At 70.8% G+C, this 13,281-nt stretch carries 12 protein-coding genes; 10 read left to right on the top strand and 2 right to left on the bottom strand.

The features are described from left to right. Window positions 1–105: 105 nt before the first annotated feature. The gene (locus ACWEF2_RS29810; protein ID WP_453819646.1) at window positions 106–477 is read right to left on the bottom strand and encodes a Uma2 family endonuclease; all 372 of its coding nucleotides are present in this window, start codon (window positions 475–477) and stop codon (window positions 106–108) included. A gap of 37 nt (window positions 478–514) precedes the next feature. Next, window positions 515–1,819 carry an MFS transporter gene (locus ACWEF2_RS29805; protein WP_453819645.1) on the bottom strand — a complete coding sequence of 435 codons (1,305 nt, stop codon included), beginning with the start codon at window positions 1,817–1,819 and terminating at the stop codon, window positions 515–517. 304 nt (window positions 1,820–2,123) lie between these two features. Here ACWEF2_RS29805 and argC point away from each other — a divergent pair, with 304 nt between their 5' ends. The 10 genes from argC (at window position 2,124) to tyrS (ending at window position 12,832) form a co-directional block, all read left to right on the top strand. After that, window positions 2,124–3,146 carry an N-acetyl-gamma-glutamyl-phosphate reductase gene (gene argC / locus ACWEF2_RS29800; RefSeq protein ID WP_453819644.1) on the top strand — a complete coding sequence of 341 codons (1,023 nt, stop codon included), beginning with the start codon at window positions 2,124–2,126 and terminating at the stop codon, window positions 3,144–3,146. Then, complete coding sequence (argJ, locus tag ACWEF2_RS29795; RefSeq protein WP_453819643.1) at window positions 3,143–4,297, top strand: bifunctional glutamate N-acetyltransferase/amino-acid acetyltransferase ArgJ; 1,155 nt, start codon at window positions 3,143–3,145, stop codon at window positions 4,295–4,297. The genes argC and argJ overlap by 4 nt, the downstream gene beginning before the upstream one ends. Continuing rightward, window positions 4,294–5,256, top strand: coding sequence for an acetylglutamate kinase (gene argB / locus ACWEF2_RS29790; protein WP_453819642.1), 963 nt, complete (start codon window positions 4,294–4,296; stop codon window positions 5,254–5,256). Before argJ ends, argB begins: the two co-directional genes overlap by 4 nt. A 56-nt stretch (window positions 5,257–5,312) precedes the next feature. Continuing rightward, window positions 5,313–6,461 (top strand): acetylornithine transaminase, encoded by a 1,149-nt coding sequence (locus ACWEF2_RS29785; RefSeq protein ID WP_453819657.1) that lies wholly within the window; start codon window positions 5,313–5,315, stop codon window positions 6,459–6,461. Beyond that, window positions 6,454–7,512, top strand: coding sequence for an ornithine carbamoyltransferase (gene argF, locus ACWEF2_RS29780; RefSeq protein ID WP_453819641.1), 1,059 nt, complete (start codon window positions 6,454–6,456; stop codon window positions 7,510–7,512). Before ACWEF2_RS29785 ends, argF begins: the two co-directional genes overlap by 8 nt. Further along, window positions 7,509–8,015 carry an arginine repressor gene (locus ACWEF2_RS29775; RefSeq protein ID WP_453819640.1) on the top strand — a complete coding sequence of 169 codons (507 nt, stop codon included), beginning with the start codon at window positions 7,509–7,511 and terminating at the stop codon, window positions 8,013–8,015. The genes argF and ACWEF2_RS29775 overlap by 4 nt, the downstream gene beginning before the upstream one ends. Before the next feature lie 67 nt (window positions 8,016–8,082). After that, window positions 8,083–9,282 carry an argininosuccinate synthase gene (locus ACWEF2_RS29770; RefSeq protein ID WP_355599826.1) on the top strand — a complete coding sequence of 400 codons (1,200 nt, stop codon included), beginning with the start codon at window positions 8,083–8,085 and terminating at the stop codon, window positions 9,280–9,282. A gap of 40 nt (window positions 9,283–9,322) precedes the next feature. Further along, complete coding sequence (gene argH, locus ACWEF2_RS29765; RefSeq protein WP_453819639.1) at window positions 9,323–10,741, top strand: argininosuccinate lyase; 1,419 nt, start codon at window positions 9,323–9,325, stop codon at window positions 10,739–10,741. 41 nt (window positions 10,742–10,782) lie between these two features. Beyond that, window positions 10,783–11,391, top strand: coding sequence for a DNA-3-methyladenine glycosylase (locus ACWEF2_RS29760; protein WP_453819638.1), 609 nt, complete (start codon window positions 10,783–10,785; stop codon window positions 11,389–11,391). 172 nt (window positions 11,392–11,563) lie between these two features. Continuing rightward, window positions 11,564–12,832, top strand: a complete 1,269-nt coding sequence (gene tyrS / locus ACWEF2_RS29755; protein WP_453819637.1) for a tyrosine--tRNA ligase — start codon at window positions 11,564–11,566, stop codon at window positions 12,830–12,832. Window positions 12,833–13,281: the final 449 nt, after the last annotated feature.

Genomic DNA, 13,281 nt, shown 5'->3' with positions numbered 1-13,281 from the left:
CATCGCGGCGAGGCCCCGGCGTCCGTGGGGACGCCGGGGCCTCGCCCACGGCCGGTACGGGCCGGGCTGAGCCCGGAGCCGGTCGGCTCAGGGCTTCCGGTCGGCTCAGAGCTTGTCGATCTCCGTCAGGTCGATGTCGATGTCGAACGGCGCCGGCACCTTGATCAGGTCGTGGTGCATGCCGGTGAGAACGTAGACGTGGGCGACCGGGTCGAGCTCGTAGACGTAGATCGCGGGCCTGCCCGCCTGGTTCTCGACCAGCCAGAAGTGGGGGATGCCCGCCTGGGCGTACAGCGCCGGCTTACGCTCGCGGTCGCGGTCCTCGGAGTCGGGGGAGACGACCTCCACCGCGAGCAGGACGTCCTCGGCCCGGTAGGAGGTCTGCTCCGGGCTGTGCTCGGCCGAGGCGCGGATGACGCTGATGTCCGGCTCGGGCCGCTGCCGCCTGCCCAGCACGACGCTCATCTCCCGGCGCACCCGGAACTCCGCCGGGACGGTACGGCGCAGGCCGGTTTCAGACCTCGGTGGCGGCCGCGCGGCGGGCGCGTTCCCTGAGCGCGTGCTCGTCGGTACGGGCGTCGTAACCGCGGAACGCGGGCAGCGACGCCGCCATCGCCGCGACCGCGCCGACGCAGAGGAGGCCGCCCACGCCCAGGGAGAAGCGGGCCCCGCCGAACTGGGCCATCAGACCGGCCCTGGCGTTGCCGAGCATCGGCCCGCTGCTGTAGGAGAGCAGCTCGATTCCCGCCAGGCGCCCCCTCAGCTCGTCGGGGATGGTCTGGTTCCAGATGGTGGACCGGAAGACCCCGCTGACCATGTCGGCCGCTCCGGCCACCGCCAGGCAGGCGAAGACGCCCCAGGCGGTCGGCATCAGGGCCGCCACCGCCACCGCGGCGCCCCAGACGATCGCCGCGACGATGACGCCGATGCCCTGCCGGTGGACGTGGCCGGTCCAGCCGGAGGTGACGGAGGCGATCAGCGAGCCGACGGCGGAGGCGGAGAAGAACAGGCCGACCGCCTGGGGGGTGCCGAGCTCGCCGGCGAGGAACGGATAGAGCGCGGTGGAGAAGGCGAACACCATCGCGGCGATGTCCACCAGGTAGGTGCCCATCAGGTCCGGGCGGCCCACGGCGTAGCGGACGCCCTCGACCAGCGCGCCGATCGAGGCCGGGGAGGCGTCCTCGGCGCGCCGCGGGGCCTTGACCGGCCAGAGCAGGACCAGGGAGATCAGGAAGGTGGCCACGTTGAGCGCGTACGCGGCGGCGAAGCCGAACGCGACGGCGATCAGGCCGCTGAGGCCGGGGGCGACGATGGCGCCGAGGTTCCAGCGGAAGCTGTTCAGCGCCGCGACCGCGCCGAGCTGGTCGTGCCTGACCACGCGGGGTATCAGCGACTCCAGACTGGGCCGTTGCAGGCTGCCGAACCCCGCGCTGAGCGCGCCCACCACGTACAGCACCCAGACCTGGGGGCTGGGCAGCATCGCGTTGACCATCAGGATCAGCACCGTGACGCAGAGCCCGGCCTCGGTGTAGAGGATGATCCTGCGCCGGTCCAGCGCGTCCGCGATCGCCCCTCCCCAGAGCCCGCACACCACCATCGGCACGAACTCGGCCACGCTGACCAGGCCGACCGCCATATAGGAGCCGGTGAGCCCCTTCATCTGCAGCGGGAGCGCGACCAGCGTGAGGAAGGTGCCGAACATCGTGATCGCGCCGGAGCCGAAGAGCAGCCGGAAGTCACGGGAGTCGCGGAGGGGGCCCAGGTCCATTCTCAGCCGGAGGAACAGCGCTCCGAGTGATCGATCGGCGGTTTCAGGCACGGACAGACAGTCTTGACGGCGGCTCCGGGCTGATCAACTGATTTTTCCGGCGGTCACCGCACGCCGGGTGCCGGCGGTCCGGGATCTCCGGGCGGGGGTGCGTTGTGTGGGAATCGCCGCAGATGTCGGGCGCATGGCCATGCGTGGAAGAATGTCATGTTTTGCGCCGTTTTATATGATTTGGTGGTGGCGAACTTCGGGAATCGCCGGGGTGATCGCTTGCATGACAATCCCTGAGGATGCATACTCTCTACAGTAAGTTCATGAGTAGAAGTGTATGAATATGCAAACCCTAGGGGGATGGATGAGAGCGGCTATCGCCGGTGCCAGCGGCTACGCCGGAGGCGAGCTCCTGCGCCTGCTGCTGTCCCACCCCCGGATCGAGATCGGCGCGCTGACCGCGGGGTCGAACGCCGGCAGCCGCCTCGGCGCCCACCAGCCCCACCTGGCCCCGCTCGCCGACCGGATCCTGCTGGACACCACCGCCGACGTCCTCGGCGGACACGACCTCGTCTTCCTCGCCCTCCCGCACGGCCAGTCCGCCGCCGTGGCCGGGCGGCTCGGCGAGGGCACGCTGGTCGTCGACTGCGGCGCCGACTTCCGGCTCACCGACCCCGCTGCCTGGGACCACTTCTACGGCGGCGCCCACGCGGGGGCGTGGCCGTACGGCCTGCCCGAACTGCCCGGCCAGCGCGACCGGCTCCGCGCCACCCGGAGAATCGCCGTCCCCGGCTGCTACCCGACGGCCGTCACCCTGGCCATGTTCCCGGCCTTCGCCGCCGATCTCGCCGAGCCCGACCTGGTCGTGGTGGCGGCCAGCGGCACCAGCGGCGCGGGCAGGGCGCTCAGCCCGAACCTGCTCGGCAGCGAGGTGATGGGCTCGGTCGGCGCCTACGGCGTCGGTGGCGTCCACCGGCACATCCCCGAGATGGAACAGAGCCTCTCCCCACTGGCGGGCCGGCCGGTGAAGGTCTCCTTCACCCCCATGCTGGCCCCGATGAGCCGCGGCATCCTCGCCACCTGCAGTGCGCCGGTCAGACCCGGCGTCACCGCCCGGACCCTGCGTGAGGCGTACGAGGCCGCGACCAAGGACGAGCCGTTCCTGCGGCTGCTGCCCGAGGGCCGGTGGCCCGCCACCTCGATGACCCTCGGCGCCAACACCGCGGCCCTTCAGGTCGCCCTGGACGAGCGCGCCGGTCGCGTCGTCGCCGTCGTCGCCGTCGACAACCTCACCAAGGGCACCGCCGGAGGCGCGATCCAGAGCGCCAACCTCGCCCTCGGCCTGCCAGAAGAGCTCGGCCTTCCTCTCAACGGAGTCGCCCCATGAGTGTGACCGCCCCCCTCGGCTTCCGGGCAGCGGGCATCGCCGCCGGCATCAAGTCCGGTGACGCCCGCGATCTGGCGCTGGTCGTCAACGACGGCCCGTCATGTGCCGCGGCAGGTGTCTTCACGGGCAACCGGGTCAAGGCCGCGCCGGTCCTCTGGTCCCAGCAGGTGCTGGCCGGCGGACGGGTCCGGGCCGTCGTGCTCAACTCCGGCGGGGCCAACGCCTGCACCGGCCCGCTCGGCTTCCAGGACACCCACGCCACCGCGGAGAAGGTCGCCGGCGCGCTCCAGGAGTCGGCGGGCGAGATCGCGGTCTGCTCCACCGGCCTGATCGGCGAGCGACTGCCGATGGCCGCCCTGCTCGGCGGGGTGGACCTCGCGGCCTCCCAGCTCAGCAGGGACGGCGGCCTGGCGGCGGCGGACGCCATCCGTACCACCGACACCGTCTCCAAGATCTCCTTCAGGCGGGGCGAGAGCGGCTACATGGTCGGCGGCATGGCCAAGGGCGCGGGCATGCTCGCCCCCGGCCTGGCCACCATGCTCTGCGTGATCACCACCGACGCCGACGTGCCCGCCGGGCACCTCGACACGGTGCTCCGCGAGGCGACCAGGCTGACCTTCGACCGGCTCGACGCCGACGGCTGCATGTCCACCAACGACACCGTGCTGCTGCTGGCCGGCGGCGCGTCCGGCGTCGTCCCCGACCTCGGAGAGTTCGGGCAGGTGATCCGCGCGGTCTGCGCCGACCTCGCCCGCCAGATGCTGGTGGATGCCGAGGGCGCCACCAAGGCGATCGCGGTCGAGGTCGTCGGCGCGGCCGCGGAGGCGGACGCCCTGACCGTCGCCCGCGCGGTCTCCCGTTCGAACCTGCTCAAGTGCGCCATCCACGGCGAGGATCCCAACTGGGGCCGGGTGCTTTCGGCGGTCGGCACCACCGACGCCGTCTTCGAGGCCGAGCGGCTCAACGTGGCCATCAACGGCGTCTGGATCTGCCGGGGCGGAGCCGCCGGCGACGACCGCTCCAAGGTGGACCTGCGCCCCCGCGACGTGACGATCACCGTCGACCTGTCCGCGGGCCCGCACTCGGCCACGATCCACACCACCGACCTCACCGCGGCCTACGTCCACGAGAACTCGGCGTACTCCTCATGAGGACCCACGAGGCCCTGGCCAAGACACACACGCTGATCGAGGCGCTGCCCTGGCTCGCCCGCTTCCACGGCGCGACCGTCGTCGTCAAATACGGCGGCAACGCGATGACCGAGGAGCACCTCCGGGAGAAGTTCGCCGCGGACGTCGTCTTCCTGCGGTACGCCGGACTCAGACCGGTGATCGTCCACGGCGGCGGCCCGCAGATCAACGCCCAGCTCGACAGGCTCGGCATCGAGTCCACCTTCACCGCCGGTCTCAGGGTCACCACCCCCGAGACCATGCAGGTCGTCAGGATGGTGCTGGTCGGCCAGGTCAACCGGGACGTGGTCGGCCTGATCAACCGGCACGGGCCGTTCGCCGTCGGCATGTCCGGAGAGGACGCGCACCTGTTCACCGCGGTCCGCAAACACGCCGTCGTGGACGGCGTCACCGTGGACATCGGCCAGGTCGGCGACATCGTCGACGTCCAGGCCGGGGCCGTGCGGGCCCTGCTGGACGACGGGCGCATCCCGGTGGTCTCCTCGATCGCGCGCGGCGACGACGGCGCCGTCTACAACGTCAACGCCGACACCGCCGCCGCCGCGCTCGCCGTGGCGCTCCAGGCGGCCAAGCTGATCGTCCTCACTGACGTCGAGGGCCTCTACCGCGACTGGCGCCCCGACGCGGGGGAGGAGGGCGACGAGGTCATCGGGCAGCTGTCGGCCACCGAGCTCCACGAGCTCCTGCCCGGCCTGTCCAGCGGGATGGTGCCCAAGATGGAGGCGTGTCTGACCGCGGTGCGGGGAGGGGTACCCCAGGCGCACGTCCTGGACGGCAGGGTGCCCCACTCGATACTGCTGGAGATCTTCACCGACGAGGGCGTCGGCACCATGGTGGTGCCCGACGCCACCGGGACACCGGCCGGGCCGGTCCCGGTAAGGCGGCCGGCCGCCGCCCAGCTGAACGGGAGCGACAAGTGACCAAACACGAGTCCAGCGTCTCCGCCGCGCTCGGCGAGCGCTTCGAGGCCGTCTTCATGCCGACCTACGGCCTGCCCCCGGTGGCGCTGGTGCGCGGTGAGGGCTCGACGGTCTGGGACGCCGACGGCGGCGAGTACCTCGATCTGATCGGCGGCATCGCGGTCAGCTCGCTCGGCCACGCCCACCCCGCGCTGGTGGAGGCCGTCTCCCGGCAGGTCGCCACGCTCGCGCACACCAGCAACCTGTTCCTGCACGAGCCGGAGGTGCTGCTCGCCGAACGACTGATCGGCCTGCTCGGCGCCCCGGCCAGGGTGTTCCTCACCAACTCCGGCACCGAGGCCAACGAGGCGGCGCTCAAACTCGCCATCAAGTACGGCAGGACGAACGGTCGCACCTACTTCGTGGCCGCGGAGAACGCCTTCCACGGCCGGACCCTGGGCGCGCTCTCGCTGACCGGCAAGCCGTCGATCCGCGATCAGTTCGGCCCGTTCCCGGTGGACGTCCGCTTTGTCCCCTACGGCGACGCCGACGCGCTGAAGAACGCCGTCACCCAGGAGTGCGCCGCGGTCTTCCTCGAACCCACCCAGGGTGAGGCCGGGGTCGTCTCGCCGCCCGACGGCTACCTCAGGGCCGCCAGGGAGATCTGTGACGCGGCCGGCGCACTGCTGGTCGCCGACGAGATCCAGTCCGCCATCGGCCGTACCGGGCACTGGTTCGCCCATCGGCACGACGGTGTCCTGCCCGACGTGCTGACCCTGGCCAAGGGCCTCGGTGGCGGCATGCCGATCGGCGCCTGCGTCGGCTTCGGCCCGGCGGGCACGGTCCTGGCCAAGGGCGACCACGGCTCCACCTTCGGCGGCAACCCCGTCTCGGCCGCCGCCGCGCTCGCCGTACTCGACACGATCGAACGCCAGGGCCTGCTGGAACACGTCAGGACGGTTGGCGCCCGGCTGGCCGGCGGCATCGCCGCGATCGGCCACCCCCTGCTCGCGGGCGTCCGCGGCCGAGGCCTCTGGCTGGCCGTCGTCCTCACCTCCGACCGCTCCGAGCGGGTCCAGACCGCCGCGCGGCAGGCCGGTTTCCTGGTCAACGCCGTCCAGCCCGACGCGGTACGGCTCGCGCCCCCGCTCGTGATCACCGCTGAGCAGGTCGACGCCTTCGTGGCAGCCCTCCCCTCCATCCTTGAGGCGGCCTCCCATGACTAGGCGCAGCGCGGACTCGTCGCGGATCAGGCACTTCCTGCGGGACGACGACCTGTCGCCCGTGGAGCAGGCCGAGGTGCTCGACCTGGCCGAGGCCATGAAGAAGGATCGGCACGGCTACCGTCCCTTCGAGGGGCCGCGGACCGTCGCCGTGCTCTTCGACAAGCCCTCCACCCGCACCAGGGTCTCCTTCGCGGTGGGCATCGGCGAACTCGGCGGCCTGCCGCTGATCGTCGACGCCGGATCCTCGCAACTGGGCCGGGGCGAGTCCATCGAGGACACCACCCGGGTCCTGGAGCGCCAGGTCGGCGCGATCGTGTGGCGGACGGCGGGGCAGGAGAGGATCGAGGCCATGGCCTCGGTGTCGTCGGTACCGGTGGTCAACGCGCTCACCGACGACTTCCACCCCTGCCAGATCCTCGCCGACCTGCAGACCGTGCGGGAGCGCTTCGGCGGCACCGCCGGGCTCACCCTGGCCTACTTCGGGGACGGCGCCAACAACATGGCGCACTCCTACCTGCTCGGCGGAGCCGTCGCCGGTATGCACGTGCGGATCGCCGCCCCGGCCGGCTACCAGCCGGACCCCGAGGTCCTGCGCCGGGCCGGTGAGATCACCGCGAGAACCGGCGGGTCGGTCGCCGTGCTGCCCGACGCCGAGGTGGCGGCCACCGGAGCCGAGGTGATCGCCACCGACACGTGGGTCTCGATGGGCCAGGACGGCAAGGAGCAGCGGATCGCCGACCTGATGCCCTTCCAGGTCAACGCCGAGGTGATGAGCCGGGCGGCATCGGACGCGATCGTCCTGCACTGTCTGCCCGCCTACCGGGACCTGGAGATCTCCGCCGACGTCCTCGACGGTCCGCGGAGCCTGGTGTGGGACCAGGCGGAGAACCGGCTGCACGCCCAGAAGGCACTGCTGCACTGGCTGGTCTCGGCGGCCGGGGCGGACGAAGGCGCCGGGGGACGACGGGGATCGTCCGTCACGGTGTCCGGGGGAGCCGGGAAGATGGAAGAGTCGGGGGAGTACGGAGAGTCCGCGGAGGAGGCCCCATGACGATCCCGATGACCAAAGTCGCCCGCCAGGCCCGGATCGCCGAGCTCCTCGCCCGGCAGCCGGTCCGCTCCCAGCCCGATCTCGCCAAACTCCTGCTGGAGAGCGGGGTCGAGGTCACCCAGGCCACCCTCTCCCGCGACCTGGACGAACTCGGCGCGCTGAAACTGCGCGCCGAGGACGGCTCCCTGGTCTACGCCCTGCCGGGTGAGGGAGGCAGCCGGATCCCGCTGGCCCGGCTCGGCGGCGGAGAGTCGCCGGCCGCCCGGCTGAGCCGGATCGCCGAGGAACTGCTCGTCTCCGCCGACGCGTCCGCCAACCTGGTGATCGTGCGCACGCCACCCGGCGCCGCACAGTTCCTCGCCTCCGCCATCGACCACGCCGAGTGGAAGTCCATTCTCGGCACGGTGGCCGGGGACGACACGATCCTCGTCATCAGCCGTGACCCGATGGGCGGGGAGGCGGTCGCCGAGGCCCTGCTCCGGCACGCCGACCGACGTATCTAGCCCGCTCGCGCGGGCCGCTCAGCTCCACCCGAACACCTGTGACACAGAGACTCTGGAGATATTGATCATGACTGACCGGGTCGTACTCGCCTTCTCAGGCGGACTCGACACCTCCGTTGCCATCCCGTTCCTCGCCGAGAAGACCGGCGCCGAGGTCGTCGCCGTGGCCGTCGACGTCGGCCAGGGCGGCGAGGACATGGAGGTCATCCGCAAGCGGGCCATCGACTGCGGCGCCGTCGAGTCCGTCGTCGTGGACGCCCGCGAGGAGTTCGCCGCGGACTTCTGCGTGCCCGCCCTGCAGGCCAACGCCCTCTACATGGACCGCTACCCGCTGGTCTCCGCGCTGTCCCGCCCGCTGATCGTCAAGCACCTGGCCGCGGCGGCCAAGCAGTTCGGCGGTACCCACGTCTCGCACGGCTGCACCGGCAAGGGCAACGACCAGGTCCGGTTCGAGGCCGGCCTGGCCGCGCTCTTCCCCGAGCTCAAGGTCATCGCCCCGGCCCGCGACTACGCCTGGACCCGGGACAAGGCGATCGCCTACGCCGAAGAGAAGAACCTCCCCATCGAGACCAGCAAGAAGAACCCGTACTCCATCGACCAGAACATCTGGGGCAGGGCGGTCGAGACCGGCTTCCTGGAGGACATCTGGAACGGTCCCGTCGAGGACGTCTACTCCTACACCGCCGACCCGGCCGAGCCGCGCGAGGCCGACGAGGTCATCATCAGCTTCGTCAAGGGCGTCCCCGTCGCGCTTGACGGCCGGCACCTCACCCCGTTCCAGATCGTCTCCGAGCTCAACCGCCGCGCCGGCGCCCAGGGCGTCGGCAGGCTCGACATGGTCGAGGACCGGCTCGTCGGCATCAAGTCCCGCGAGATCTACGAGGCGCCGGGCGCCATCACGCTGATCACCGCGCACATGGAGCTGGAGAACGTCACGGTGGAGCGGGACCTCGCCCGGTTCAAGCGGTCGGTGGACCAGCGCTGGGGCGAGCTCGTCTACGACGGCCTGTGGTTCTCCCCGCTCAAGAAGGCCCTGGACGTCTTCATCGCCGAGGCGCAGCAGCACGTCACCGGCGAGATCCGGATGACCCTGCACGGGGGGCGGGCCACGGTCACCGGCCGACGCTCCGAGGCGTCGCTCTACGACTTCAACCTCGCCACCTACGACACCGGCGACACCTTCGACCAGTCCCTGGCCAAGGGCTTCGTCGAGCTGTGGAGCCTGCCCTCCAAGATCGCCGCGGCCCGGGACGCCCGACCGGCCTGATTGGGCTAAGGTCGCGGATTGAATGGGGAGGAGAACAACGGTGACTGATGGTGGTAAGCCGATGAGGCTGTGGGGCGGCCGGTTCGAAGGAGGTCCGGCCGACGCGCTGACCAGGCTCTCGGTGAGCGTCCACTTCGACTGGAGGCTCGTGCCGTACGACCTGCTGGCGTCGCGCGCGCACGCTCGGGTGCTGCACCGCGCCGGCCTGCTCACCGAGGACGAGCTGGGACGTATGATCGGCGCCCTGGACGACCTTGAGCGGGCCTGCAAGGCGGGTGAGTTCCGGCCGACCGTGGCCGACGAGGACGTCCACACGGCGCTGGAGCGCGGTCTGCTGGAACGCCTCGGCACGCTCGGCGGCAAGCTCCGCGCGGGGCGCAGCCGCAACGACCAGGTCGCCACCGATCTGCGGCTCTACCTCCGCGACCACGTCAGGCATATCGTGTCCCGGCTGGTCGAGCTGGAGACCGCGCTGATGAGCCAGGCCGAGCAGCACGCCGAGACGGCGGCCCCCGGCATGACCCACCTGCAGCACGCCCAGCCGGTCTCCTTCGGCCATCAGCTCCTGGCCCACGTCCACGCCTTCGCCCGCGACATCGAGCGGCTGCGCGACTGGGACCGGCGCGCGGCGGTCTCCCCGCTCGGCTCCGGAGCGCTGGCCGGATCGTCCCTGCCGCTGGATCCGCAGGCCGTGGCCAGGGAACTGGGCTTCGACTCCGCCGCGCCCAACTCGATGGACGCGGTCGCCGACCGTGATTTCGCCGCCGAGTTCCTGTTCGACGCGGCGATGATCGGCATGCACCTGTCGCGGCTGGGCGAGGAGATCGTCCTGTGGGCCTCGCAGGAGTTCCGCTGGATCGAGATGGACGACGCCTACTCCACCGGCTCGTCGATCATGCCGCAGAAGAAGAACCCGGACGTGGCCGAGCTCGCCCGGGGCAAGAGCGGCCGCCTCATCGGCAACCTCATGGCGCTGCTGACCACCCTCAAGGGCCTGCCGCTGACCTACAACCGCGACCTCCAGGAGGACAAGGAGCCGGTGTTCGACTCCGTCGACACCCTGCTGCTGGTTCTGCCCGCCGTGGCCGGCCTGGTCGCCACCATGCGCGTCAACACCGCCAAGCTGGCGGCCTCGGCCCCCGACGGGTTCGCGCTCGCCACCGATCTGGCCGAACTGCTGGTCCGCAAGGGGGTGCCGTTCCGCGAGGCGCACGAGGCGGTCGGCCACCTGGTGGTCTGGTGCCAGGTCAACGACAAGGACTTCGACCAGCTCACCGACGACGAGCTGGCCAAGGTCTCGCCGCACTTCACCCCCGACTCCCGGGAGGTGCTCTCGGTGCCGGGGGCTCTGGCGGCCCGCAGGGCACACGGCGGCACGGCCCCGGACCGGGTCCGCGACCAGCTCGTCGAGCTGAGGGAGACCGTCGACGGTCAGGCCGGATGGGCGAACGGGAGCTGACAGCCGGTGACGGACCCGGTGGGCACCCGCCCGCCGGGTCCATGCCACTGACCCGAGACTTCTTCGACCGGCCGGGGCACGAGGTCGCCCCCGACCTGCTGGGACGGGTGATCACCCACGGGCCGGTCTCGATCCGCCTCACCGAGGTCGAGGCGTACGGCGTGCCCGGACAGGATCCCGCGTCCCACACCTTCCGAGGCCGGACCCCGCGCAACGCGGTGATGTTCGGGCCGCCGGGGCACCTGTACGTCTACTTCACCTACGGCATGCACTTCTGCGCCAACCTCGTCTGCCTGCCCGAGGGGGTCGGCTCGGGGGTGCTGCTGCGGGCCGGTGAGGTGATCTCCGGGCACGAGGTCGCCATGGCCCGCCGCACGGCCGGTGCGAGCCGTACCGTCACCGGTCGCGACCTCGCGCGCGGTCCCGCCCGGCTGGCCGTGGCGCTCGGCTTCGCCAGGGAGCACAACGGTCTCGACGCCTGCCCGCCCGGCCCGATCGCCGTGTTGGAGGGCGAACCCGCCGGGCCCGTGTCGATCAGGTCGGGGCCGCGCGTCGGGATCTCCAGGGCGCGGGAGACGCCCTGGCGGTTCTGGATAGACGGGGACCGTACGGTCTCCCCCTACCGGCCTCACGTTCCGCGCCGCCGGTAGGTCTCACCCCGTCCGCCTGGACGCGCCCGGTTCCGGCCTGGACGCGCCGTCCGGGGAGTTCACGCTGGTCGTCCCGGTGCGGTGAGGTTTCCGGGTGGCGGAGTGGTGCCGTGATCGGGCAGGCTGTAGACGAAGCCGTATGTGATCCTTCGAGCATTGGAAAGCAAAGATCGTGACCGACATTCTGGATGACCTCGCCTGGCGCGGCTTGATCGCGCAGTCCACCGACATCGACGCCCTGCGCGCGGCGATGGCCGAGGGTCCGATCACGGTCTATTGCGGCTTCGACCCGACCGCGCCCTCACTGCACGTCGGCAACCTGGTCCCGCTGCTGACCCTTACCCGCATGCAGCGGGCGGGTCACCGGATCATCGGCCTGGTCGGTGGTGCGACAGGCCTGATCGGCGACCCCAGCGGCCGGAGCACCGAGCGCTCGCTCAACTCCTCCGACACCGTCGCCGAATGGGTCGCGCGCATCCGCGTCCAGTTGGAGAGGTTCCTCGACTTCTCCGAGGAGAGCGGGGGGATCCTGGTCAGCAACCTCGACTGGACCGAGAACATGTCCGCGATCGACTTCCTGCGTGACGTCGGCAAGCACTTCCCGGTCAACCGCATGCTCGCCCGTGAGTCGGTCTCCGCCCGGCTCGGCGGCGAGGGGCTCAGCTACACCGAGTTCAGCTACCAGATCCTGCAGGCCAACGACTACCTGGAGCTGAACAGGCGGTACGGGTGCGCGCTGCAGATCGGCGGCAGCGACCAGTGGGGCAACATCACCGCGGGCACCGACCTGGTCCGCAGGGTCACCGGCGGCCACGTGCACGCGCTGACCGTACCGCTGATCACCAAGGCCGACGGGACCAAGTTCGGAAAGACCGCCGGCGGCGCGGTGTGGCTCAACCCGGAGATGACCTCGCCGTACGCGTTCTACCAGTTCTGGCTGAACGCCGACGACCGAGATGTGGTGAAGTTCCTGAAGATCTACAGCTTCAGGTCCCGCGAGGAGATCGAGCGGCTGGAGAAGGCGGCGGTCGAACGGCCCGCCGCACGCGAGGCCCAGCGCGCGCTCGCGACGGAGTTCACCACGTTGCTGCACGGTGCCGACGAGTGCGCCGCGGTGGTCGCGGCCTCGGCGGCCCTGTTCGGTCAGGGCTCGCTGGAGGGCCTGCCCGCGCGGACGCTGGGAGAGGCGCTCGCCGAGGTGCCGCGCGCCGAGATCTCGGTGCTGGGAGCCTCGTTCGTCGACCTGCTCGCCCAGAGCGGGCTGGTGGAGTCGAAGTCCGCAGCCCGCCGGGCGGTCAAGGAGGGCGGCGCCTACCTCAACAATGTGAAGATCACCGATGAGGGCTACGTGCCGTCGGCCGAGGACCTGCTGCACGGACGCTTCCTGGTGCTCCGCCGGGGCAAGCGCTCCGTTGGAGGGGTCGAGCTCGTCGCCCCTTGAGCCTCCGTGCACACTCATGTCACCTGTGTGATCGTGTGCGGCTCTGGTGATTCGTGAGGTGAACGCCCCGGCTCCGGCCGGGGCGTTCGCTGTTTAGATCGGTAACGTTTGGGTAGCGAAGAAAGCCGGTTTTCCGCTGAGGTGGGGGTGACCTGCGATTTCTTCCGATGCTGCTGATTTGACGGGGTTCTGGGGGCCATCTAATGTTCTCAATGCCCCGGGAGTGAGCCGGACACCTGAGTGGTGGACGGGCCCAGGGGGCGACCCCCTTCAGTGAGCCTCGCGTTCGGGTTGCGTTCAGATCATCGAAAAACCAGATGGTTTGACATGCCCTGAGTGGCAAGGTAAGTTTGGAGGGTTGCTCCGGAGACGGGGTGGTGGGAATTCTAGTGGGTTTGCCGGGTTTGGGTGTGCTGTTGCGGATGTGACGGTTTGACACGGATCGGGCG

The organism is Streptosporangium sp. NPDC004631 (assembly GCF_053601935.1).
This window is presented reverse-complemented; position numbering and strand designations above follow the sequence as displayed.